The sequence below is a fragment of the Staphylococcus sp. 231237_7MaSpsaltlick genome (genome assembly GCF_043107035.1).
This window is the reverse complement of the sequence record NZ_JBICNX010000004.1, coordinates 455,667-480,252: the sequence shown is the minus strand read 5'-3', so window position 1 is coordinate 480,252 and position 24,586 is coordinate 455,667. Positions and strand designations below refer to the sequence as shown.

General features: G+C 32.7%; 22 protein-coding genes and 1 riboswitch. Of the genes, 9 read left to right on the top strand and 13 right to left on the bottom strand.

All coding sequences use genetic code 11. The annotated features are described in order from the left end of the window. Positions 1-326 (bottom strand): DUF1307 domain-containing protein (locus ACF91D_RS10605; RefSeq protein WP_392436999.1); only part of this gene is annotated, 326 nt, incomplete at its 3' end. A 223-nt stretch (positions 327-549) separates the two neighbouring features. Further along, a complete protein-coding gene (locus ACF91D_RS10600) occupies positions 550-1,521 on the bottom strand; it encodes a metal ABC transporter solute-binding protein, Zn/Mn family (protein ID WP_232161462.1) in 972 nt (323 codons plus the stop codon). Between the two features lie 189 nt (positions 1,522-1,710). Between ACF91D_RS10600 and ACF91D_RS10595 the strand changes: the two genes are divergently transcribed. After that, positions 1,711-1,989, top strand: a complete 279-nt coding sequence (locus tag ACF91D_RS10595; protein ID WP_042740300.1) for a GNAT family N-acetyltransferase — start codon at positions 1,711-1,713, stop codon at positions 1,987-1,989. 443 nt (positions 1,990-2,432) lie between these two features. Here the strand turns inward: ACF91D_RS10595 and ACF91D_RS10590 are convergent, their stop codons facing one another. Continuing rightward, a complete protein-coding gene (locus tag ACF91D_RS10590) occupies positions 2,433-2,978 on the bottom strand; it encodes a tubby C-terminal domain-like protein (protein WP_107527319.1) in 546 nt (181 codons plus the stop codon). Positions 2,979-3,134: 156 nt separating this feature from the next. On the opposite strand from ACF91D_RS10590, the gene ACF91D_RS10585 reads away from it, so the two are divergent. The 5 genes from ACF91D_RS10585 to ACF91D_RS10565 all read left to right on the top strand — a co-directional run bounded on the left by ACF91D_RS10585 (position 3,135) and on the right by ACF91D_RS10565 (position 10,260). Further along, on the top strand, positions 3,135-3,938 hold the full coding sequence (locus tag ACF91D_RS10585; protein ID WP_107527320.1) for a VOC family protein: 804 nt from the start codon (positions 3,135-3,137) through the stop codon (positions 3,936-3,938). A gap of 349 nt (positions 3,939-4,287) precedes the next feature. Then, positions 4,288-5,112 (top strand): BglG family transcription antiterminator LicT, encoded by an 825-nt coding sequence (licT, locus tag ACF91D_RS10580; protein WP_107527321.1) that lies wholly within the window; start codon positions 4,288-4,290, stop codon positions 5,110-5,112. A gap of 272 nt (positions 5,113-5,384) precedes the next feature. After that, a complete protein-coding gene (locus ACF91D_RS10575; protein WP_107527322.1) occupies positions 5,385-7,334 on the top strand; it encodes a beta-glucoside-specific PTS transporter subunit IIABC in 1,950 nt (649 codons plus the stop codon). 23 nt (positions 7,335-7,357) lie between these two features. Further along, entirely contained in the window at positions 7,358-8,788 is a 1,431-nt protein-coding gene (locus tag ACF91D_RS10570; protein ID WP_107527323.1) for a 6-phospho-beta-glucosidase, read from the top strand. A gap of 17 nt (positions 8,789-8,805) precedes the next feature. After that, a complete protein-coding gene (locus tag ACF91D_RS10565; protein ID WP_107527324.1) occupies positions 8,806-10,260 on the top strand; it encodes a glycoside hydrolase family 1 protein in 1,455 nt (484 codons plus the stop codon). A gap of 255 nt (positions 10,261-10,515) precedes the next feature. On the opposite strand, the gene ACF91D_RS10560 is transcribed toward ACF91D_RS10565, so the two are convergent. The 5 genes from ACF91D_RS10560 to ACF91D_RS10540 form a co-directional block, all read right to left on the bottom strand. After that, on the bottom strand, positions 10,516-11,175 hold the full coding sequence (locus tag ACF91D_RS10560; protein WP_107527325.1) for an NAD(P)H-dependent oxidoreductase: 660 nt from the start codon (positions 11,173-11,175) through the stop codon (positions 10,516-10,518). A gap of 155 nt (positions 11,176-11,330) precedes the next feature. Next, on the bottom strand, positions 11,331-12,131 hold the full coding sequence (locus ACF91D_RS10555; protein ID WP_107527326.1) for a Cof-type HAD-IIB family hydrolase: 801 nt from the start codon (positions 12,129-12,131) through the stop codon (positions 11,331-11,333). A 136-nt stretch (positions 12,132-12,267) separates the two neighbouring features. Then, on the bottom strand, positions 12,268-12,798 hold the full coding sequence (locus ACF91D_RS10550; RefSeq protein WP_042740309.1) for an NAD(P)H-dependent oxidoreductase: 531 nt from the start codon (positions 12,796-12,798) through the stop codon (positions 12,268-12,270). Between the two features lie 98 nt (positions 12,799-12,896). Further along, positions 12,897-14,423: a sodium:solute symporter family protein gene (locus tag ACF91D_RS10545; protein WP_107527327.1), complete on the bottom strand. Its 1,527-nt coding sequence runs from the start codon at positions 14,421-14,423 to the stop codon at positions 12,897-12,899. Positions 14,424-14,454: 31 nt separating this feature from the next. Beyond that, positions 14,455-15,336 carry an N-acetylneuraminate lyase gene (locus ACF91D_RS10540; RefSeq protein ID WP_107527328.1) on the bottom strand — a complete coding sequence of 294 codons (882 nt, stop codon included), beginning with the start codon at positions 15,334-15,336 and terminating at the stop codon, positions 14,455-14,457. 205 nt (positions 15,337-15,541) lie between these two features. Between ACF91D_RS10540 and ACF91D_RS10535 the strand changes: the two genes are divergently transcribed. Next, positions 15,542-16,411: an ROK family protein gene (locus ACF91D_RS10535; RefSeq protein ID WP_107527329.1), complete on the top strand. Its 870-nt coding sequence runs from the start codon at positions 15,542-15,544 to the stop codon at positions 16,409-16,411. A gap of 334 nt (positions 16,412-16,745) precedes the next feature. Here ACF91D_RS10535 and ACF91D_RS10530 read toward each other — a convergent pair whose 3' ends face one another. Further along, entirely contained in the window at positions 16,746-17,543 is a 798-nt protein-coding gene (locus tag ACF91D_RS10530; protein WP_119624440.1) for a MurR/RpiR family transcriptional regulator, read from the bottom strand. A 157-nt stretch (positions 17,544-17,700) separates the two neighbouring features. On the opposite strand from ACF91D_RS10530, the gene ACF91D_RS10525 reads away from it, so the two are divergent. Then, complete coding sequence (locus tag ACF91D_RS10525; protein WP_107528066.1) at positions 17,701-18,372, top strand: N-acetylmannosamine-6-phosphate 2-epimerase; 672 nt, start codon at positions 17,701-17,703, stop codon at positions 18,370-18,372. Between the two features lie 317 nt (positions 18,373-18,689). Here ACF91D_RS10525 and srtA read toward each other — a convergent pair whose 3' ends face one another. Then, on the bottom strand, positions 18,690-19,274 hold the full coding sequence (srtA, locus tag ACF91D_RS10520; RefSeq protein ID WP_107512049.1) for a class A sortase SrtA: 585 nt from the start codon (positions 19,272-19,274) through the stop codon (positions 18,690-18,692). Positions 19,275-19,557: 283 nt separating this feature from the next. On the opposite strand from srtA, the gene ACF91D_RS10515 reads away from it, so the two are divergent. Continuing rightward, the gene (locus ACF91D_RS10515) at positions 19,558-20,067 is read left to right on the top strand and encodes a GNAT family N-acetyltransferase (protein ID WP_392436993.1); all 510 of its coding nucleotides are present in this window, start codon (positions 19,558-19,560) and stop codon (positions 20,065-20,067) included. A 334-nt stretch (positions 20,068-20,401) separates the two neighbouring features. On the opposite strand, the gene thiC is transcribed toward ACF91D_RS10515, so the two are convergent. From thiC to ACF91D_RS10500, 3 genes are all read right to left on the bottom strand, one after another. After that, a complete protein-coding gene (gene thiC / locus ACF91D_RS10510) occupies positions 20,402-22,138 on the bottom strand; it encodes a phosphomethylpyrimidine synthase ThiC (protein ID WP_107527908.1) in 1,737 nt (578 codons plus the stop codon). 105 nt (positions 22,139-22,243) lie between these two features. After that, a riboswitch (TPP riboswitch) is annotated at positions 22,244-22,344 on the bottom strand. A gap of 148 nt (positions 22,345-22,492) precedes the next feature. Next, positions 22,493-23,395, bottom strand: a complete 903-nt coding sequence (locus ACF91D_RS10505) for a phosphatase PAP2 family protein (protein WP_107527909.1) — start codon at positions 23,393-23,395, stop codon at positions 22,493-22,495. Between the two features lie 368 nt (positions 23,396-23,763). After that, a complete protein-coding gene (locus ACF91D_RS10500) occupies positions 23,764-24,441 on the bottom strand; it encodes a haloacid dehalogenase type II (RefSeq protein WP_107527965.1) in 678 nt (225 codons plus the stop codon). Positions 24,442-24,586 lie beyond the last annotated feature (145 nt).

The following is a 24,586-nucleotide window of genomic DNA, read 5'->3' as shown; positions in this document are numbered from 1 at the left end:
TTTTCCAAATCAATTTTTACAGTTTCAACAGCCTTACCGTCTGAATATTTTATTTTCTCTGAAACACCTTTAATATCTTGATATTTTTCACTTTCAGATTCTAATAAAGATTTCATATCATCTTTCTTAAGACCTAAATCTTTGTAGTTGATCGTTGAACGAATGTTTTCCTTAGTTACTTTATCACCTTTGTGCGTGAGTGTAACTTTCATATCAACTCTAGATGCGTCCCCTTTAAATGTGTCTTTCTCTTCTTTAGGTCCACAAGCAGCCAATAACAACGTTACAACAATTGCCAATCCCATCAACTTTTTAACATGATACATATCTACCACTCCCACTTTGTTTATCTATCAACATCATAGCATTTAACAATCAATTGTAGGACATAGCATTTTAAAAAAATAAAAACATATTTTTTATATTCAATCACTCATTTATCTCAATAAAAATAGAGCCAATACTGGATTACAGATTGGCTCTATGAAATACCTATGACTAATCACGCTCGAACGCTACTTATAAAGTAAACATGTGCGCGACAACCTATTATTTATTCAATGCTTTATCTAATGCTTTAATATTCTTCTTCATTAACGATTGATATGAAATACCCTTATTCTGTTTATCTGCTTTTGTTAATGTTGCCATATTGTGGAAACTTACTGGCGTTGTATTGGTCTCTTTTTTAATAACATCTGTTACTTTAGATGAAATATTTTGTTCATATAAAACATAAGGTTGCTTTGTTTTTTTAATATTTTTAACGATTTTCATTAATTGTTTTTGCGTAGGCTCTTCATTATTCATACCCGTTACACCTTCTTGTTTAAAACCGTAACGTTTCGCTAAATAACCTATTGAATCATGTGAAATCACTACAGTATCACGCTTTGGATTTTCAGTAATTGATTTTAATTGCGAATCAATACCATCTATATCTTTAACTACTTTTTTATAATTATCTTCGTAATACTTTTTATGCTTTGGATCCTTTTTAATCAAAGTATCCTTTATTTCCTTTGTAAATTTCTTATCTAATACGGGATCTAACCACACATGAGGATCTTTGCTACCTTCTTCATGCTTATGTTCAGCATGTTCATCATGTGATTCACCTTCATGTTCGTGTTCTTCTCCAGCTAAAATTTCATTCTTTTTCAACTTATCAGCCAATGGTAATTTTAAATCTTTATTATTAATTGATTTTGCAATTTTTTTAGCTACTGGATCCATTTCATCACTAGAGTATAAAAATAAATCCCCTTTTGAAATTTTAATCATATCTTTTTGAGTGGGTTCAAAGGAATGTATATCTGCACCTGCAGGGTAAATTGATTTTACATCAACATATTTTCCTCCCACTTGTTCAGTTAAATTTTGAAAAGCATACGCTGTCGTATAAATTTCTAATTTATTCTTGGTACTCACATCTTTATTCTTATCTTTATCAAGATTGCCACAAGCACTTAGCAACATAATCACAGCTAGTAGCACTATATATTTCAAACTTTTTTTCAAAGCCTACGCCTCCAAATCGAAATTATTACGTTTAAACTATAAACTTATTTTCTTTATATTTCAATCCCTATTATTAAATTTTTAAATATCTTTCAAACACACATTTAGTCATCAAGAGAAGAAAGATTTGTTTACAAATACACTAAACGTGATATTTATATGATATAAACTACTATGAGGAGTGATTGTATGGCTGAAATCAAGCAAGGTACAAATAAGTTTTATATCGGAGAAGATGAAAATAATCCTCAAGCACAGATTACGTTCAAAAAATTAAATGATAATCAAATCGATATTGATCATACGGGAGTTCCTGATGAAATGGGTGGACAAGGTATTGGATCACAATTGGTACAAAGCGTCGTTGAATATGCACGTGAGAACAATTTGAAAATTGTTGCGACTTGTCCATTTGCTAAAAATGTCATAGAAAAACATTCAGAATATCAGGACGTATATGCAGGTTAATTCAATAAATTCATTAAAAAGAGGTCGAGATTCATTTCTCGGCCTCTTATCTGTTATTGCTGGCTTAACTTAACCATAAATTTTTGCTAATAAATCGATCACTTTTAATAATAATGGCATAGCTGTATCAGTCATGTGATTACCTCCCCTTATTAAAAAAATTATTATCTTACATATAGTAATAAATAATCTACATTGGATTATGTAACATGTGAATTCGCCGTTGTATAATATAAACATTAAAACAAAAATCTAAATATTATAAATGCAATGAATTCATAAAATTTATATACTATAAATAAGATGTCGATAATCACTTTCCCTAAGTATTCCATTTTAATCTTAATTTTTTAAAAAATTATTTTATTTACAATAAAGATACATAATTGTAATCATCAAGATATATTAGAACGAGGTGTAACTTGCATGTTGAAAGGTTCGATTTAGTTAGATTGCTTTCTTTGATATTCTTGATATTCATAAAATGCTTGGAATAATAGAATAAGCATTGCAGGATGATATGTTTCACTGGCGATATCAATATCGTGTTGTGAGGCAATTTTAAAGCGTTCTGACTTTGTTTGCATAATTTCATTATTACCTTCAGTCACCCTCACACTGCGTGAAATAAATCCAGATTGAAACTTTAGAACATCACCTTTTGCACCTTCAAAAAGCATAGTTGGTTTCATGCCAAATTTCGTACGAAACACGCCTATTACATCGCCATTTTTCTCAACTTGCCATACCGTCTTAAACGGTGTCTTTATTGTGCCACTTATCGTTTTCTCTTGAATGACACGATACGTATCTTGACCGTCCGTAATTTCATAGTTATGTTTCTGATGGCCAAATAATGCAAACGCTTCTTGTGACGTAGACTTGTAAAATAACCTTAATGAAAAAACCGCTTCGTCTCGTTCATTAAACACCTCAATTGCTGACTTAGAAGCACTAAAAAAGTTCTCTTTAAAATGATAGTGTTTCATATTACAACTCCCTATAATTCTATTTATAGTACAATTATAAATAGAAAGTTGCTTAATTTGAAATATATTGAGTCTCTTCCATTGACCTAATATACTTTTTATACTAATATCTACTTGTAATCATTATAAATACAAGAAGAATTTTAGGAGGCACATATGACCTTTCATGACGAACATGCCACACAAGTAACAAATATCACACTAAACGTAAAAGATTTAACCAAAATGATTCGCTTTTATCGCGAAATTTTAGGATTTGAAGCGATAGTTGAATCAACAACTTCCATTACTTTTAAAGTTGGTAACGGCGGTCACACACTCACTTTAAATGAACTATCAAATGGCCGCCAACCTAGCATTCAAGAAAGTGGACTATTTCATATTGCATACCTTCTGCCTAGTAGAAGTGACTTAGCAGATTTTTTATATCATATTACACAATTAGGAATTCAAGTCGGTGGCGGTGACCATCTAGTTAGTGAAGCACTATATTTTAATGATCCTGAAGGTAACGGCATTGAAGTATATCAAGACCGTGATGCTACACTTTGGCAATGGGAAGAGCAAAAGGTAAAAATGGATACTCTCGCCGTAGATGTCAACGACTTGCTTTCTGAACAATCACAAGCTGGATGGCAGGGGCTTCCTAATGGGGCAAAAATTGGCCATCTACATTTAAAAACAGTAGACATCAATAAAGCCTATCAATTTTATGTAGAACAACTCGGATTAGAACTTGTTTCTACGTTACCAAATGCACTATTCATGTCAACTAAACATTATCATCACCATATAGCCGCTAACACTTGGCAATCAAGTATACTCAGAACAGAGAACAATGCCACATTAGGGCTAACTAGTATAGATATATATAAACCAAATACCGATTACACAAGACTATTATCACCTGAAGGATTTAATATTACGATTCATAGTGATAAATCAAGCGTCCCAGGATAAAACTTCATATAAAATTCTACAATAGATAGTCACCCTAAATATGCAACTCAAACTTTTGGGGTGGCTTATTTATACTACTTCGTATTAAAATTGTTCATTTACCTAGAACATGCCATAGAAATTTGATTTCAATATTCTTTATCTCTTGCTATGTATGATTTATATTTCTAAAGATTTAAAGCTCTATTCATTCCAAAATTATACGCACTAGTGTATAAAATAATTCTACTATTCAGTAATTTATATACAATTTAATCAAATAAATCACTTTGACATAACATAATACTGCATCCCTATAATATATAAATATATTATAGGGATGTTAAATCAGTCAGGGGTGATTTATTAGATGAAAATCACAAAAATATTGAATAATAATGTTATTATATCGAAAATTAATCACGAAGAGCGCATTATTATGGGTAAAGGCATTGCATTTGGGAAGTGTAATGGTGATTTGATTGAAAAGGATAAAATAGAAAAGGTCTTCCGTTTAACTAGTATTGAACAGGAACGCATGTTGCAGTTACTCCAAGAAATTAATCAAGATGTATTAATTACTACTCAAGAAATTATAACTGCTGCCAATCAATTATATGAAACACCTGTTGCTGAATCTGTTTATATTGCTTTAACCGATCATATTGATTATGCAATTAAACGTACGGCAGAGGGACATTTAATTAAGAACCCTTTACTTTATGAAATTCAAAAACTTTATCCAAATGAATTTAAAATTGGGGTCACTGCTCTTGATATCATTAAAGAAAAATTTAGTGTTCAGCTCCCGAAAGATGAAGCAGGTTTTATTGCAATGCATATTGTTAATGCAAGTCTTGATGAAGAAATTGGTACAATTTATGAAATTACGAAGATAACAAAAAATATTATTGATATTGTTAGATATCATTTTAACTTACACATCAATGAAGACGAATTGAATTATTCTAGATTCATGACTCATCTGAAGTTCTTTAGTCAGAGATTACTTCACAACGAAGCATTAAATGAAGTTACTGATGAAAGTTTATTAACCTCGCTTCGTCAAAAGCATCCTACATCAGATCAATGCGTCGACAAAATTTCAGATTTTCTGCTAAAAAATTATAAACATTCGCTATCAATTGATGAAAGAGTATACCTTATTTTACACATCGCCAGATTAGTAAAATAAAAATGTAAGCGTTGACATCATTGTCATTAAGCGCTATACTTATTTCAAATTAATATTAATTGTTACTTTTGGCGCTTATTTTGGCGTTTGAGGTTGTAACTTTAAGTAGGCAAAACTCAGAGTATAACATGATGAATTTGTATTCATCTGTGTTTTATTCTGAGTTTTTTTGTTTTCTTTTAAAGCTAGTAAGGGGTATTACATGGCCATAATACACCTAATAGCTGTAACATTTTTTTAAAAATTCATACTAAAAACTGGGGTGGCTTTCTATGAAATATGAGTCTTTAGCACAAACTATTGTCGATAATGTTGGAGGGAAAGATAACATTCTATCGTTAACACATTGTATTACAAGACTACGTTTTAAATTAAAGGATGAATCTAAAGCAAATACAGATTTCCTTAAATCACATGATGACATTGTTACAGTCATGAAATCGGGAGGACAGTATCAAGTTGTCATCGGCAATCATGTACCCGAAGTATACGAAGCTGTCAGCCACGTGGCAAATATTCAAGACGAAGAATCAGAGTCGCAACAACAAGCTAGTTCTGGCAGTGTACTTAGTCGCTTTATTGATTTAGTTTCTGGTATCTTCCAACCACTTCTTGGTGTATTGGCAGCTGCCGGGATGATCAAAGGTTTCTCAGCATTATTTTTAGCTTTAGGATGGGTTACTGAAAAATCTGGGACATATCAAGTGTTATTTGCTATTGGAGATGCTTTATTTTACTTTTTCCCAATATTTTTAGGGTTAACTGCAGCTAAGAAATTCCATGCGAATCCATTTTTGGGTATGGCAATAGGTGCTTCCTTGGTATATCCTACTTTAGTTTCTGCAATGGAATTAGGCGCAAAAGGTGCTACTACCCTATTCTCTGGTTCAATATTCGAAGTACAATCTAGTCTCACATTTGCTGGATTACCTATTATTTCTATGACTTATACACAAAGTGTAATTCCAATTATTTTTGCAGTATTTTTCGCAGCAAAACTTGAAAAGAAACTAAAGGTCATTATTCCGGATGTTATTAAAACATTTTTCGTACCGTTTTTCACATTATTGATTATCGTACCCGTTACCTTTTTAGTGATTGGTCCGGTTTCTTCTTGGCTAGCAAACTGGATTGGATCAGGTGCTTTAGCTATCTATAGTTTAAGTCCAGTATTAGCCGGTATTTTATTAGGTGCTTTCTGGCAAATCTTTGTCATCTTCGGTCTACATTGGGGACTCGTAGCCATCATGATTAACAATGTTTCTACGACTGGATTCGACATAATTAATCCACTTATTTTTGCAGCATCATTTGCACAAACTGGAATTGTGTTTGGTATTTTCTTAAAAACTAAAAATAAAAAATTAAAATCCATTTCACTACCCGCAGCAATATCAGGTATTTTTGGTGTAACAGAACCAGCAATTTACGGTATTACTTTACCAAGAAAGAAAATGTTTATCTATAGTTGTATCGTTGCAGGTATCTTTGGCGGATTAATTGGGTTTGCTGGAACTAAACTATACTTTATGGGTGGTTTAGGAATCTTTGGATATACAACATTTATTGGTAAAGCTGGTTTAGATTCTTCAGTTTGGATTGCAGTCTTAGCTACTGTATTGGCATTAATTGTTGGTCTTATTGTGGGATACATTGTCCATTCAGATAAAAATGAACAGGAACAAGAGGTTTCAGATTCTAAAGATAGTAAAACAAAAGATGTAACTTCTCCTATTAACGGCGAAACTGAACTACAACATATTGTTAAAGATGATTTCGTAAAGGCACCATTATCTGGCGATATGATTAAACTAGAACAAGTAAATGATCCAGTGTTTTCATCTTTAGCAATGGGTAAAGGTATTGCCATTAAGCCTACATCCAATACAATTATTGCACCTTTTGATGCAACAGTTGAAAGTTTATTCCCTACTGGTCATGCTATAGGCCTCAAATCAAAACACGGTACAGAATTACTTATTCATATTGGTATTGATACTGTGAAATTAGACGGACAAGGCTTTAAAGCATTAGTAAACCAAGGTGATACTGTCGTTGCCGGACAGCCATTAATTGAATTTGATAGTCAGATAATTCAAAAACAAAACTTTGATGATACCGTTATGATTGTAGTCACAAACTCTAATATTACAAAGGATGTCATCATTGAAAGTAAAGCACATTTTAATAAGCAAGATGATTTATTCGCTATTATTTATTAAAAACAAAAAATGGAGGTTTCTATATGTCTGTATTAAATAAAGATTTTTTATGGGGTGGCGCAATCGCTGCTAATCAAGTTGAAGGCGCTTATAAAGCTGATGGTAAAGGGTTAAGTTTAGTTGATTTATTACCTGCTGGTGATGAACGCAAGGAACCATTATTTAACCCTGCAAATGCACTTAATCAACAATTTGATTATTATCCTAGTCATGAATCTATTGATTTTTACCATAGATATAAAGAAGATATTAAATTATTTGCTGAAATGGGATTTAAAGCTTTACGACTTTCTATTTCATGGCCAAGAATCTTCCCGAATGGTGATGAGAGTGAGCCTAATGAAGATGGCTTAGCTTTCTATGATGAGTTATTTGACACACTTGAGCATTATGGTATAGAACCCATTGTGACAATCAACCACTTTGATACACCTTACTATTTAGCAGAACAATATGGTGGTTGGTATAACAGACAAACCATTGACTACTTTGTAAATTATGCAACTGTGCTATTTAAACGCTATAGCAAGCGTGTTAAATATTGGATTACACATAATGAAATCAATATGATATTACACATTCCATATATCGGTGGTGGTTTAATTATCAAGGATACCGATCATAAAGAACAAATCATGTATCAAGCTGCACATCATCAACTAGTTGCTTCTAGTCTTGCAACAAAAATTGCAAAAGAGATTGATCCTACCAATCAAATCGGTTGTATGCTAGCAGCTGGCGATGTCTACCCTAACACGTGTAACCCAGTAGATATCATGGCTGCACTTAAGAAAAATAGAGAACAGTATATTTTTATTGATGTACAAGCACGCGGCGAGTATCCAAGCTATAGTAAACGTCTTTTCGATGAACTTGGCATCAACATAAACAAAGCTGTAGGTGATGATGAATTATTAAAACAGTATACTGTTGATTACATTTCATTCTCATATTATTCAAGTAGACTTGAAAGTGGTGATGATGAAGTCAATAAGCATAAAGAGGCAGGTAATGCTTTCGCTTCTTTAAAGAATCCATACTTAGAAGCTTCTAATTGGGGATGGCAAATCGATCCCGTTGGTTTGAGAGTTACTATGAATCAAATTTATGACCGATATCAAAAGCCTCTATTTATCGTTGAAAATGGATTGGGAGAAATTGACGAGGTGTCTGAAGATGGAAAAATTCACGATTCATACCGTATTAAATATTTAAGTGAACATTTAACACAGATGAAAGAAGCAGTAAAAGATGGTGTTCCATTACTTGGCTACACATCATGGGGATGTATCGATATCGTTTCTGCTGGCAGTGGCGAAATGAAAAAACGTTATGGTTATATCTATGTTGATAGAGATAATCGAGGTAATGGTTCGCTAAATCGTATTCGCAAAGATTCATTTTACTGGTATCAAAATGTAATTAGTTCGAACGGTGAGGACTTATCATATTAATAAATGGAGGTAATACTATGAAGCAAATGAACTTGAATTTTCCAAATAACTTTTTATGGGGAGGAGCAACTGCAGCCAATCAAATTGAAGGTGCTTATAATTTAGATGGTAAAGGGATGTCTACAGCGGACTTTATAGAATTTATCCCTAAGTCACAACGCATTAAAGATAATGAGATGGAAATTACTTCTGACAAAATTAAACAAATCAAAAATTCAAATTATCAAGGCCGTTTCCCTAAACGTGACGGCATTGATTTTTATCACACTTATAAAGAAGATATTGCTTTATTTGCTGAGATGGGTTTCAAAGCGTTTCGTATGTCGATACATTGGTCTCGTATATTCCCTAATGGTTATGATACAGAACCTAATGAGGCAGGCCTCGCCTTTTATGACAAAGTATTTGATACATTATTATCATATAATATAGAGCCCGTTGTAACGTTAAGTCACTATGAAACACCTATTGGCCTAACTGAAAAATACAATGGCTGGGTAGATAGAGCTGTAATTGATCACTTTGTAAAATATGCTGAAACAGTATTTACACGCTATAAAGACAAAGTTAAATACTGGATATCATTTAATGAAATCAATATCATCAATCTTTCACCATACACAGGTGGTGGCATATTATCTGACCGTGAAGATAATCCTCTATCTGCATCATATCAAGCATTACATCACCAATTTGTAGCTTCATCATTAGCAACTAAAAAGTTAAAGGAGATTATTCCTAATGCACAAATGGGTTGTATGTTATCTAGAATGAAACATTATCCTAATACATGTAACCCTGATGATGTATTAAAAACACAACAAGATAATCAAGCTAATTTATTATATACAGATGTACAAGCTAATGGTGAATATCCTAATTATTTCAACAAATTTATAGCAGAAAATAACATATCTTTGAAGATTACTGATGCTGACTTAGCAATTATCAAACAATATCCCGTAGATTATATTTCATTTAGTTACTACATGTCACTACTGTCTTCAACAGAACCTGAAGGTAAAACAACAAATGGAAACTTGATGAACAGTTTAAAAAATCCTTATTTAGAAGCTTCTGATTGGGGATGGCAAATTGACCCTGTTGGTCTCAGAATCGTATTGAATGAATTTTGGGATCGCTACCACAAACCATTATTTATTGTTGAAAATGGTTTAGGTGCTGTCGATGAAGTAAAAGATAATCAAATTCATGATCAATATCGCATAGATTATTTACAACAACATATTACTGAAGCTAAAAAAGCAATTCAAGATGGCGTGAACTTAATCGGATATTTAGCTTGGGGTCCCATTGATTTAGTTTCAATGTCCACGAGTGAAATGTCAAAGCGCTATGGATTTATCTATGTCGATCAAGACGATTATGGAAATGGTAGCAAACAACGAATCAAGAAAGACTCATTTGATTGGTATAAAAACGTTATAGCTACTAATGGCAATAATTTATAAAGTCTAATGCGCGTTTCCATTAAATAAGGTTAAACAAATCCAATTTTTTTACACAACAATAAATCAGCTGAGACGTATTTGAATGTCCCAGCTGATTTTAATTTTTATTAAATTCGAACTAACTTAATAAACTAGAAATTCAAATTTTTTATCCCATATCAAATTTACCTACTTAAGACATAGTTCAAAATCAACACTGCATAATCATAGATCATGTCATTATTAAATATGTCTATAGATAATTGGCTAAACGAACTATTCTAACCATTCAATAACGTCTGCTTGTGATTGGCGAACCTTTGGCTTTGGTTCCGTCTCTCTATATCCAAAGGCAACCATAACGGATGGTGCAAAATTTGCTTCGTCTAATATACCTTCATCTGATAATAACTTTGTTACACCGTCTAAATCAAATCCTTCAATCGGACATGAATCTATATTTAACAAAGCAGCACTTGTCATCATATTACCCAATGCGATATATGTTTGTTTACGCGCCCAGTCCAATAATGTACGTTCATTGTCATTGATGTGGAAACCTGTTTGGAAGCTATCAAATTTTTCTTCTGTTGCAGGAATCGACTCTGGGCTATATTGTTTCACTTCACGTAATAAATGCTGTACATAAGGAGACTTAGCTACGACATTCTTGCGCGCTAAAATCAATACAAAATGGCTTGCTGTATCGAGTTGTCCCTGTGCGCCCCAACTGATTTCCTTTAATTTATTGCGAAGTGCTTTATTTTGTATAACTACAAATTTCCATGGTTCAAGTCCAAGTGAACTCGGAGAAAGTCGTCCTGATTCCAGAATTGTATTAAATTCCGAATCACTGATTGATTTTGTTGCGTCGAACCGTTTTGTTGCATGTCTAAAGTTGAATGCTTCGATAATTGTATCTTGCATGTGAGTCATGATTACTTTGCCTACCTTTCAAATTGAATACTATTATAGTTTTCAGTATAAGCTACATAGAAACGTAGATTAAAGTAATATGTTTATAATGTATTAATTCATGTAATGATAAATAATTAGAAAAATATAATCTATTAATTATATATTACTGTTACTTATTGCCCTAGCACTTTATCCTCTATAACAGTTAATACACCTTGTTCATCATTTGTTGGTGCCACATAATTAGCAACTTCAAACAATGTTTTATCATGACTATTATTCATTACATAACTATGTTCAGCAAGTTGCAACATGTCTAAATCATTATTCGCATCACCAAAAGCCATGAGTTCTGTTGCTGAAAAATTCCATTTCTGCAATAATCGCTTCAAGGCATAGCCTTTCGTTATACCAGGAATAATTAAATCAATACTATCATGACCACTTGAAACCAGTTTCACCTCATCTACAAATTGTTGAGTTAACTCATCATCAAGCTTTGGATGAGTATCTCTATTTATATCTAAGGCAACTTTAACAAATTCATCCTCCGGTAAATCCTGAAATGAATCAATTTCTTGTAATTGATGATAATAAAATCTAACAACATCTTTGAATATTTCAGGCGTATCCTTTAATATGTATGCACTGTTCAATCCACATACGATTAAATTTTTAATACCACGTTCAATATTTAAGTAATCAATTATACGTTGATATAGTACTCTATCAAACGAACGATAATCTAATAACTGATCACCTTCGTAAATGACTGCTCCATTTTCTGCTACAAATAACATATCTCTTTCACCAAATATTGATTTCAATTTAGCATATTGATTGCCGCTCGCTGCAATAAACTTAATCCCTTTTTGCTGAAGTTGCTGATAAATGTATTCAAATCTTTCTTTATCATAATTTTTCTTACTATCTAAAAATGTACCATCCATATCAACTGCTATTGCTTTTACCATCTATTTTCCCCTCAAATCCTTTGTTATATAATACCTACATTATATCTATAATCTAGATTGAATCATAGTGAATTGAGACAGTTACATATAGAAAAAAGACCCATGATTTTGATTCATGAGCCTTCTTAAAAAAATGTTATTTATCAAGTTGCTTAATAAATTCAATATAATCTTTCGCATTTTCTTCAACTTGGCTTGGCGTAATATTCAAAGCACCATAAAGTTTATGAATACCTGCAAAATTAGCTTTAACGAAACGTGTCGTTGCTATCATCGGACTTAATAATGTTTCAACTGAATATTTAACATTTCCCTCTGATGTATAAGATTCTGGTGCTGAACCAATAGACACAGCAATAGCAAAATCTTTATCTGCTAATGCATTACCGGTAGATCCATAAGCCCATCCATAAGTGAATACTTCGTCTAAATATTGTTTAAGCATTGGCGGACTACTGTACCAATATAATGGATATTGGAAAATGATACGGTCATGTGCTTCTAATAGCTTTTGCTCTCTTTCAACATCAATCTTACCGTGTGGATATTCAGGATATAGTTCATGAATTGTCACTAAATCTTCTTGCTCAGACAATGCATCGCGCCACTTTTTATTCACTGTAGAATTGGTGATATCTGGGTGTGCAATAATTACTAATGTAGACATTATTCAGATTCCTCGCTTTCAAACTTTCATTAATAGCTATATCTTAACGATTACATTATGAAATTGAAAATAATATGCCCCATCAAAGTTTATAATCGTCACTCAATTTTTGTTTTAGATATATAAGTTGTTTGTGCATGTCTGTCATAAATTGTCAGTCCTTGAATGTCTTTAGATGCCCCTGGCACCACAATACTAATTAAATAAGAAAAGACAAATGCGATTGCAAACGACAGAATAGATACAAAGAAGGGTGAATTCCCTCCGCCAATTCCATTAAATAAATAGGCAAAGAGAATGCCACAGATTAATCCACAGATTACTCCAAATGTGTTCGTACGTTTTGTAAATATTCCTACAGCAAAGATACCAGCAAGTGGCACACCTACGAGACCCGTTACTAGTAAGAATAAATCCCACAAGCCATTAGAATTAGAAATGATAAGATAAATTGACATACCATAACCGAATAATCCTGAGACGATTATCATCCAACGTGCAAATAATACTTCCTGTTTATCACTCGATTTCCCAAAAAACCTATGCTTAATATCTACAGAAATACATGCTGAAATTGAATTCAAACTCGACGATATTGTGGATTGTGCAGCTGCAAAGATAGCAGCAATTAATAATCCTGCAACAAAAGGTGGCATTTCAGTTAATATAAAATAAGGCACAACAGAAGATGTATTAAAGCCTGATGGCAAGTTAGCTTCATGATTGTAGAATGAATATAACATTGTTCCCATTCCATAGAATAATGGCGCAGAAATTAATGCTAAAATACCATTCATCCAAAGTGATTGTTTCGTTTCTTTCATAGATTCTGATGCTTGATATCGTTGTACAACATCTTGACTTGCAGTATATTGATGTAAATTATTAAAGATATTTCCTAAAAAGATAATTGGTATTGATGCAGCTGCTGCATTTAACTTCCAATTATCGGCACTAATAATTTTCTTATGTTCAATAGCATCATTAACAAGTGTACCGAATCCACCTTGAATATGTGTTACTCCTAGAATAATAATCGCAGCCGCACCACCTAGAAGAATGACACCTTGGATAAAATCACTCCACACCACTCCTTCAAAGCCACCTAAAAATGTATACAGTATACACAATACCCCTACTAAAGAAGCAACGACAATCGGATTCATATCTGAAACAGAAGTAATCGCTAACGTAGGTAAGTATATTACTATTGCTACACGACCTAAATGAAATAATACAAATAAAAGTGATCCTATCACACGTACACTGGGACCAAACCGAGCCTCTAAATATTCATATGCGGAAGTAACCTTTAACTTTTTAAAAAATGGCACATAAAAATAAATAAGTAGCGGTATGATTGCAACAATGGCAATATTGCCCGCAATGTAAGCCCAGTCCGTCAAAAATGCTTTTTCGGGAGTCGACATAAACGTAATTGCACTTAAAGTTGTTGCATAAATTGAGAAACCAACTGCCCAAGACGGCAATCGACCACTTGCGGTAAAGAAACTATCTGTATTTTGACTTGCCCTTTTAGTAAAATAAGCACCGATTAACAGCATGACTACGAGATAAATAATAACTGCTATCCAATTCCAAAACCCAAATCCAACTTGATGCATACACTTCAACTCCTAACTAGATGTCTTAACCTTATAACGAATATGCCTTAATTAATTGATCGAGTTTATTTCTGTGTCGCTCATCAAATGGTTTAAATGGTTTCTTCGGCAGTCCACTGTCGATACCACGTGACTTTAATACTTCCTTCAATGTAGGATAAATTCCTAATTCTAATACCGTCTCAATAATGTCATTTGATTCATGTTGCAATTGATATGCTTGCGCTACATTACCTTGGTGTACAGCTTCAAATATTTGTCTAGCGCGCTTACCATTGATGTTATAAGTAGAACCTATCGCTCCGTCAACACCGGAAATAGCAGCTTGAACCAACATTTCATCAAATCCTGAAAGAATCAACTTATTTGGGAAGGCTTTTCGTATGCGCTCTAACAAATAAAAATTAGGTGCTGTATATTTAACACCGATAATTCTTTCATGATTAAACAGAGATTCAAATTGGTCAATTGAAATATTAACACCTGTTAAATCTGGTATTGCATAAATGATTAGGTCGTTTTGTGTTGCATCTATTAAATCAAAGTAATAATCTCTAATTTCCTCAAACGAGAAAGGATAATAAAATGGTGTAACCGCAGATATTGCATCATATCCTAATTCAGTGGCATACTTCCCTAACTCTATAGCTTCTTTAAGATCCAAAGATCCTACCTGAGCAATCATCTTAGTATCATCAGTAACAGCATCTTTCGCAATTTTAAATATTTGTTTCTTTTGATCTGTGTTTAATAAAAAGTTCTCCCCAGAGCTTCCATTAACATATAATCCATCTAACTGTTCAGTTTCAATTGCATTTTTTGCAATTTCTCTTAAACCATCTACTTTAATGTCTCCATTTTCATCAAATGGAACCAATAAAGCGGCAAATAATCCTGTTAATTCTTTTTTCATAACACGACTAACCCCCAATTTATTAATAAATATGACTAATATGCACAATTACAAAATGTCTAAAATTACTATTTACAACTCAAATTGTAAACGCTACCATAATGAGTATCAATAGATTATTGAAAAATATAACCATTTATATCATGTTTTAATGAAAAATATTTTCAAAACGATCAAAAATCATTTTAAAGAAGGAGTGACTCTTATGATTTCTTATAAAATAGCAGTAGATGTAGGTGGCACATCTATAAAAGCGGCAGTGATAAATGATCATCAAATAATAGATCATCTAATTATTCCAACTCCTGATAATCAAAATGAATTGATTATTGATTGTGTTATACATTTAGTGGAACAATTTAAAGTGCAATATAATTTAAATAAATTGAATGTTGGTATTTCTACAGCTGGTGTTGTGAATGAGGTGAATGGGGAAATTGTGTATGCGGGACCCACTATACCTAATTATAGTGGAACAAATTTTAAAAATGCGTTAGCCCCTCTCAATGCTAAGGTACATGTATATAACGATGTAAATGCTGCGCTATTAGGAGAATTATCACAATATAATTACGATTACGACAATATATTTTGTCTGACGCTTGGAACTGGAATCGGTGGCGCGTTTTATTCGAAAACATGTAACTTGTATAGTGGGGAAAGGCATCGCGCAAATGAGATTGGTTACTTACTTTACCATCCAGAAGAAGGAACAAACTTTGAGCAACGTGCATCAACAACTGCACTTAAATCACAACTAGCAGCAAATTTAAATTTTAAGAATATTAATGTACCATTCATCTTCAAATATGCTCATGAAGGTGACCAAGAAGCTCAGAAGTTACTGAATCGTTGGGGACAATCAGTAGCAGAAGGTATAGCACAAATTCAAATTATGTATGATCCAGGTCTTATCTTAATTGGTGGCGGCATTTCTGCTCAACAAGATAAACTTTTGTCCTTTATCGTTCCACATATAACAACTTATTTACCACATAATTATGGCCATGCGGTCATACAGACAATGCAATGCCAAAATGATGCAGCATTATTTGGAGCGGTTGCTAAATTTTAACTCAGTAATATTTGTTTTTATGATACTTTGTTTATATTTTCGCTAGTAAGATTATTCAGCTAAATACTCGCGCTTTATTTAATGTTTTGATAGACAAGTACTACAATCAAGCAGGACATAGATAAAAAGGGCAGCATTATGCTGTCTCCCTATTAATTCCAAGCAATACTAATTCACTTTGATTGTTTCTTTACATTATCATCATTCGAAGTACTTTCTTACTATTACTTGATAACTGTGATATGCCGATTCCCACGGGACTAACACATACTGGGGATTATTTATCAGCTGAGGGCACTCGTGGCAGACGTGCTTCAAATCTCGCTATAACACACTACGCATCTAATATTACTTTCTTTGTATTTTGATAAACTTGATGCATATAATCATCATCAAGCAACAAATAACTGACAATATCAATCAAAAATAATGTTGCGATTTGAGTATTTACAAATCTACTATCATTGATTCTAGATTGATCAGTCGTAATTAATACCAAATCTGCACATTCAGTTATTGAACTGCCCTCATAATTAGTGATTGCTACCACAAATGCCCCATTATCATGAGCAATTTTAGCTGCAGCAATCAATTCTACAGTTTCACCACTATTCGAAATAGCTACAAACGTATCAGATTGCGTCAATAATGAAGCAACGATCTTCATTTGATGTGCATCGGTTGATACATTCCCCTTTAAACCCAAGCGCATCATGCGATAATAAAATTCTGTTGCTGACAGTCCAGAACTACCTAAACCAGCATAAATAATTTGCTTACTTCGATTAATCTGATTAACAAAACGCTTAATTTTTTCATCAGAAATAAATTCACCTGTTTGTTGGATAATATCTTGATGATATTTGTGTATACGCTGAATCAATGGACTATTTTCGATTTCCCTATTGGTCATTTCTTGTTGCAAATTAAATTTTAAATCTTGGAAATTTTCATAATCTAACTTATTACTAAAACGTGTGATTGTTGCTGGCGAAGTTCCTATTGCATAAGCAAGTGAATTAATTGTAGAAAAATCATCATTAAATTCATTATTTTGAATAAACTCTACGATTTGCTTATCTGTCTTGGTAAAACGTTGGCGATAACGTTGCACTCTATTTTCAAACTTCACTATATGACCACCCTTTTCAGTTAATTTTCTCTAGTATAAATGAAAACATTTTTCATAACAAATATATCTATTGATTAATAATTTCTCGATGTTATATTAAACCTATCAGTAATATTCTGTTAAGAAAAAACTACTAAACGTTATGGAGTGTGTCATTATGTTACCTCAAGGTTTAATTGTTTCTTGCCAGGCTTTGGCAGATGAACCCTTATATTCATCGTTTATCATGTCTAAGATGGCATTAGCTGCTTATCAAGGTGGCGCTGTTGGTATTAGAGCAAATTCAAAGGACGATATTATCGCAATTAAAAAGGAAGTTGATTTACCTATTATCGGGATTGTTAAAAGAGACTATCCTGGTTCAAAAGTCTTTATCACTGCAACACGTACTGAGGTAGATGAATTACTCGACAGTGGTTGTGACGTAATTGCTTTAGATGCTACAGCTCAAACACGTCCCAATGAATCTCTTGCGGATTTAGTTAAATATATCCGTAATAAAGCACCTCATATCGAAATTATGGCAGATATTTCAACGATAGAAGAAGCCCAACACGCCGATGCATTAGGTTTCGATTACATTGGTACAACATTACGTGGTTACACTGAATATACACACGGACATGTGCTATATGAAAACGACTTCCAATTTTTAAAAGATGTATTATCCAATGTACATGCAAAAGTCATTGCAGAGGGTAATGTTATCACACCAGAAATGCTACAAATTGTTGATAGACTCGGGGTACATTGTACTGTTGTAGGTAGTGCTATCACGCGGCCTAAAGAAATTACGCAACGTTTTGTTAATGTTTTAAAAAATGAATAAATATATCTCAGACGCGTCTGAGACATGCCATACGCTTTATACATAAGGTACCTTGTTACTTTAGTACAGAATGGTTATTAAATTATACGAAAGCGCCTTATTTTTAAGGTGTATTAATATATAATCACATATAAATTTGGTGTATTTTGGCGAGACTCCTGTGGGAACAGGACGAGCTGAAGACTACAGGCTGAAGCTGTCCCCTAGGAAAGCGAGCCAATAATACGAATAGTATAAACACAACAGCACTCAGATAAATTGAATTCAATCATCTGAGTGCTGTTTTTCTGGAATTTGTATCCCAGACTCGTTATCCTTTATACTGCTTTAGCAATAAATATTTTGCGTTTTTCCCATTGTCCTGTCTTTTTATTATAATCATCACAGGTAATTAATGTAAGTTGGTGTTGCTTTGATTGTTGTTCATCTAGCACTTTTACATCACTAGGTTTCACATCATAAATTTTTGAGATTTTGTACTTTCGCTTATCCTTCCCAACTTTAAAGTTAACGACACTGCCTTTATGTGCTTTAGGTAAATTTGAAAATTGATACGTATCCGAGCCTTCGAAAGTATGACCAGCTATAGCTATATTTTGATCATTTAATGATTCGTCCGCTTCAACTAAACTAATTCCTCGATCTAATTGTTTCGGGGTAGCGGGCCCTGGAAATACTGGCGCTTTAATTTTAGCATCAGGCACTTCAATATAGCCTACCATTTTAGATTTATCTTTGGGAATCTCACCAGAAAATTGTTGTTTTTTATCGTATTCCGTTATTTTATCTTCATCGGCTTTCTTTGTTAAATAATTATCAATATGAGGCTTAGCTAAAAAGTAAATTGCAATTAAAATAAAAATGACACCAACTATCCTTAGTAGCTTATTCATTTCTTTCATACTCCTTTAATGTTAGCACTTATATTTCAGAATATAAGTATAGCACAATACATTTAGAATTGGACTAGCCCATATGTTATTTCGCATTCCAAATATTTAAATAAATGAGGAGAATTTTTACAACAATACATTGCAGAACTTAATAATTAAGTGTTAAATAGTATTAAATCACTCATTGTAAATATCTTGGTTTAACTAAGTGTTTCATATTAATTATGAATGCCATACTTTTATAACTGTGATAGTGATTTCTAATTTACTTTAATATAAGGTGGGATGCGCTATGATACGTCATGCTAAGCAATCAGATTTACCGAATATACTAGAAATATACAACGATGCGATCTTGAATACTACCGCTGTTTATACTTATAAACCTCAAACTTTGGCATCACGTGAAACTTGGTTTGAAAATAAACTAAATAAACAAGAGCCTGTACTTGTTTACGATGAAAGAGGTGAAGCGATAGCCTTCGCTACTTATGGTACATTTAGAGATTGGCCCGCTTATCAATATTCTATTGAACACTCTATTTATGTAAATAAACATCATAGAGGAAAAGGGATTGCATCACAATTGCTGGCTGAAATCATCCAAACTGCTCGTAATAATGGCTATAGAACACTTGTTGCAGGCATTGACGCTACGAATGATTATAGTATTTACTTGCATAAAAAATTTAAATTCAAACATTCTGGAACCATTCAAAATGTAGGTTATAAATTTGATAAATGGTTAGATTTAGTATTCTATCAATTAGATTTAAACCCTTCTCAAAGTACGAAACATTAATTTGTGCTATATACATTCAGACTTTTAGCTAGCAGATTTACTTTACAATATTTATATTGTCAGCTCACTTTCCTAGGATGCCGTCTCAGCCTCGGCCTTCAACTGACACTGTTTCCTCAGGAGTCTCGACCTAATACTTCTCAATATTTTATACCGCTATTATTATATAATTTATAATGCGCTGTGGTTTATATTTAGTAAAACTCATTTACTTTTGGTCATAAAAAGCTCCCTTCAAAGTTTACGTTTTTCAGTAACTACTTTAAAGGGAGCATCACTTCATAGCATAGTTCTCTTATTTTAAGAATGAGAATTTTCGCCCAAAACTCTATCTCTAACGGTAAATCCTACTACCTTTTGAAACAAATTCTTCAGACTTTTGTTTCAATCCTTCTTCTTTTAAATCATTGTGCTTTCTTAAATCGTGAGAGATACGCATCGAACAGAATTTAGGCCCACACATACTGCAGAAATGGGCAACCTTTGCTGCTTCAGCAGGTAGTGTTTCATCATGATATGAACGTGCCTTATCAGGATCTAGCGACAGATTAAATTGATCGTACCATCTAAATTCAAATCGTGCTCTACTAATTTCATCATCTCTTTGTTGTGCTCCTTTGACACCTTTTGCCAAGTCAGCTGCATGTGCTGCAATCTTATACGTGACAACACCTTCTCTCACATCGTCTTTATTAGGTAATCCCAGATGCTCTTTTGGAGTAACATAACAAAGCATTGCTGTACCATAACTAGCAATTTGGGCTGCCCCGATTGCAGACGTAATATGGTCATAGGCTGGTGCAATATCTGTTGTTAATGGACCTAATGTGTAAAAAGGCGCTTCTTGACAATGGAAATCAGCTAAGTCTTGATTTTCCTTTATTTTATGCATCGGAACATGTCCTGGCCCTTCAATCATCACTTGTACGTCATATTCCCAAGCTATTGCAGTTAATTCCCCTAATGTCTTTAATTCCAGAATTTGGCTCTCATCATTTGCATCATATATTGATCCGGGTCTTAATCCATCTCCAAGAGAAATTGCAATATCATAACGGCTCATTATTTCACAAATTTCTTCAAAATGTGTATATAAAAAGCTTTCTTCATGATGCGCTAAACACCATTGTGCCATGATAGATCCACCTCTTGAAACAATACCAGTTAATCTATCCACTGTTGTCGGGACATAACGTAATAATACGCCTGCGTGTATCGTGAAGTAGTCAACGCCTTGTTCTGCTTGTTCAATTAAAGTATCGCGATAAATTTCCCAAGTTAAGTCCTTAGCAGAACCATCTACCTTTTCTAATGCTTGATAGATAGGCACAGTGCCAACAGGAACCGGGGAATTTCTCAATAGATATTCTCTCGTAGCATGGATATTTTTACCAGTAGATAAATCCATAATCGTATCAGCCCCCCAATGAATGCCCCAAACCAACTTTTCTATTTCAGCTTCTATAGAAGAACTGACTGCCGAATTACCAATATTAGCATTTATTTTCACTTGAAAGTTTTTACCTATAATCATTGGTTCTGATTCAGGGTGATTGACATTATTAGGAATAATCGCACGTCCTCGTGCAATTTCTGAACGCACATATTCAGGTGAGACATCTTCTCGCTTAGCTACAAATTTCATTTCCTTCGTGATAATACCTTGTTTCGCATAATGCATTTGTGTAACATTTTGTCCTGTTTTTGCCTTTTTCGGTTGATATTTAAATGGTGTCTCGACAAATTTTTTATGATTATTAGACTTAAATCCGTTATCCAGTGAGACAATTTTCCTACCTTCATATTCCAATGTATCATTTCTATCTTCTATCCATGGTGTTCTTAATTTGGGTATACCTTTTTGCACGTCAACTGTATAACTAGTATCATGATATGGTCCTGCAGTGTCATAGACTAACACCGGTTTGTTAACCGTTGTTCCTTCTTCTGTTACTGTTGGGGAAAGTTGTATCTCTCTAAATGGAACTTGAATATCTGGATCTTCTCCACTCACCCAAATCCTTTGACTTGATGGAAATTGCTTTTTTAATTCTATTTTTTCTTGTTTCATAAAAAAACTCCTTAGCATTTTATTATTGCTAGGAGACCTGGTCGAAAATCACATATTTAGTGAAGCGACAGTAAATAAAAGTCTACTCTATAGACTTTCCATTTATACTGTACTTTTCTGCTTCCCTACGCTGGTACTAACCAGATCAGGTTCAAAGGGTTGAGACTAATGTCTCTTTCAGCTAACAAGCACCCCTAGCAATTCTTATTAAATTCTAAATTAAACTTAACACTAATAAAAAATAATTACAAATAAATTTGAAAATTAATATAAACATAATCTAGTACAATAAAAACCTAAGATTCTGTTTAACAAACAGGATCCTAGGTACTTATATTAATGTTCTGTTCCATTTTAATGTAAGTGTTTTGCATTCCATTTATAAATCATATAATCTGCTGCTATCATCAATAAAGTAATTAATGTAAAGGCCATAGTTACATCGCCTAAGAAATGTGCACCAATACGCAAACGACTCACACACATGATAATAGTAAACATAAATGCAATAATAAACATACGCTTTTGGGCTACACGTGTTTTAAAGTAAAATGCCCAAAACATTAAATAAGCCGCATCTGTTGTATGACCAGATGGAAATGAACTGTGACCAGTATTACCATTGATTGTAAGCCAATTTGTAAAATGTGCGCCGTCATGACCAATTTCATAAGGTCTTGCTCGCCCCCATAATTCCTTCAAACTATCAATCGTTTCTAATCCTACTAATAATACAAAAAAGCTAACAAATGCAACGCGAACTAATCTTTCTATCTCTGTTTGAGTCACTTGTTGTAACCAAAATTTTGTAACAAATAATGTAATTAACATAAGTAAAATGAATGTGATTAAGAAACTTAGCCCCATTGGTAATGCATTGCTGGTATCACCTTCATTACTAGCCACACCTAATGGCTTATGTCGTTCAATATTGTCCATTGTTGCAAAGATATACTTAAATGTTTCAGATACCAAAGTATTAGTTTTTATCAAAGTATAAATAAAAGATAAAAATAAAATGATATATTTAATCAATTTACTTTCAAACTTTGAAAACACATAAAAATTCAAAATAATCATTGAAAGAATCAAAATAACAGTTGGCGGAAAAAGACCTAAATCTTGAAATACTGTCCCAAAGATTGAATTTTGATTCATAAAATGTTTAGATACTGGCAAATCAATAAATAAAGCGAGTACTAAAATAATGCAAAATACAGGTAATGCAATTGCTGTGAACCTTTTTGAAATAACCATGATGCCCTCCTAATTAATATCTTTTAACAATAATTTTAATAACTATTTTATTATTCATGAATTTTATTACTGCTTAACCATACCCATTTTATGCTTATGTATGTTTGAATTAAATAAAATTTTCATAATCTTTGTAGAGATAACTGCAATCTTTTTATATTATTGGAAGCCTAAATTCCATAGTAAAATTCTAAATGTGACATAACTGTTAGGTCACAATATCATTTATTCATGATATATTATTTGTGTAGCGAATATAGTTTTTTTAATTTTAAAGTTCTCCTTATTTTTATAAGCATATTTAGCTTCGCTAAATATAAAAAAAGCAGTAAATTCATGTCGACTTAAACATGAATTTTACTGCTTTTTTATTTATGATTTAACTCTAGCCATTTCACCATTTCGCTCACATTACTTACCGTTATCGATGGTGTTGGACCGTTTACATCAAACTTTTTATTTGTTCGATTTACCCAAGCTGTATCAAATCCAAAGTTACTAGCACCAGTAATATCCCATGAGTTTGAAGAGACAAATAATATATCTTCTCTATTCATATGATAATACTCTAATACAAGTGCATAACTTGCAGCACTCGGTTTATATTGTTTAATTTCATTAACACTAATAAGTGTGTCGATATATCCACCTAGTTCTGAATTATCTATGAGTGGCATTAACATATTATCATTACCATTTGATAGTATACCTACATCAATATTTTTATCTCTTAAATTGGCTAATGATTTAGGTATCTCCTTGTAATAATTTAAATTAAAAAATGCTTCAAACAATCTATTAATATCTTCTCTATTATATTGAATATCATAAACATTTAAAGTATGTCGTAGTGAGTCTTTCGTCAATTCATCAAAAGGGATATATCTTTGCATAACCTGCCTCATAAACATATGTCTTAATTGAGTCTTTTGCCATAACTTAGTAATCTTTGTTGCAGTATCTTCATCAAACTCAATCATTTCATTTTTTAATGAATCCATATCAAACAAAGTACCATACACATCAAAAATAATAGCCTTATACATACTTTCCCTCCTCTGCAACTCCATAAAAATGAAACTTACTTATTATTTTACACAATAAACACACATTCAAAACAATTTAGAATTAAATTTGTTTACGAATCTTGTAATTTTAGTTAATTTATTATCAATAAATATTATATTTGTT

Bases quoted from the DNA above. Each gene is read 5' to 3' on its own strand.
- ACF91D_RS10595 (WP_042740300.1), top strand. From the start codon at position 1,711: ATGGCTGAAATCAAGCAAGGTACAAATAAGTTTTATATCGGAGAAGAT.
- ACF91D_RS10590 (WP_107527319.1), bottom strand. From the start codon at position 2,978: ATGAAACACTATCATTTTAAAGAGAACTTTTTTAGTGCTTCTAAGTCA.
- ACF91D_RS10585 (WP_107527320.1), top strand. From the start codon at position 3,135: ATGACCTTTCATGACGAACATGCCACACAAGTAACAAATATCACACTA.
- licT (WP_107527321.1), top strand. From the start codon at position 4,288: ATGAAAATCACAAAAATATTGAATAATAATGTTATTATATCGAAAATT.
- ACF91D_RS10575 (WP_107527322.1), top strand. From the start codon at position 5,385: ATGAAATATGAGTCTTTAGCACAAACTATTGTCGATAATGTTGGAGGG.
- ACF91D_RS10570 (WP_107527323.1), top strand. From the start codon at position 7,358: ATGTCTGTATTAAATAAAGATTTTTTATGGGGTGGCGCAATCGCTGCT.
- ACF91D_RS10565 (WP_107527324.1), top strand. From the start codon at position 8,806: ATGAAGCAAATGAACTTGAATTTTCCAAATAACTTTTTATGGGGAGGA.
- ACF91D_RS10560 (WP_107527325.1), bottom strand. From the start codon at position 11,175: ATGACTCACATGCAAGATACAATTATCGAAGCATTCAACTTTAGACAT.
- ACF91D_RS10555 (WP_107527326.1), bottom strand. From the start codon at position 12,131: ATGGTAAAAGCAATAGCAGTTGATATGGATGGTACATTTTTAGATAGT.
- ACF91D_RS10550 (WP_042740309.1), bottom strand. From the start codon at position 12,798: ATGTCTACATTAGTAATTATTGCACACCCAGATATCACCAATTCTACA.
- ACF91D_RS10545 (WP_107527327.1), bottom strand. From the start codon at position 14,423: ATGCATCAAGTTGGATTTGGGTTTTGGAATTGGATAGCAGTTATTATT.
- ACF91D_RS10540 (WP_107527328.1), bottom strand. From the start codon at position 15,336: ATGAAAAAAGAATTAACAGGATTATTTGCCGCTTTATTGGTTCCATTT.
- ACF91D_RS10535 (WP_107527329.1), top strand. From the start codon at position 15,542: ATGATTTCTTATAAAATAGCAGTAGATGTAGGTGGCACATCTATAAAA.
- ACF91D_RS10525 (WP_107528066.1), top strand. From the start codon at position 17,701: ATGTTACCTCAAGGTTTAATTGTTTCTTGCCAGGCTTTGGCAGATGAA.
- srtA (WP_107512049.1), bottom strand. From the start codon at position 19,274: ATGAAAGAAATGAATAAGCTACTAAGGATAGTTGGTGTCATTTTTATT.
- ACF91D_RS10515 (WP_392436993.1), top strand. From the start codon at position 19,558: ATGATACGTCATGCTAAGCAATCAGATTTACCGAATATACTAGAAATA.
- thiC (WP_107527908.1), bottom strand. From the start codon at position 22,138: ATGAAACAAGAAAAAATAGAATTAAAAAAGCAATTTCCATCAAGTCAA.
- ACF91D_RS10505 (WP_107527909.1), bottom strand. From the start codon at position 23,395: ATGGTTATTTCAAAAAGGTTCACAGCAATTGCATTACCTGTATTTTGC.
- ACF91D_RS10500 (WP_107527965.1), bottom strand. From the start codon at position 24,441: ATGTATAAGGCTATTATTTTTGATGTGTATGGTACTTTGTTTGATATG.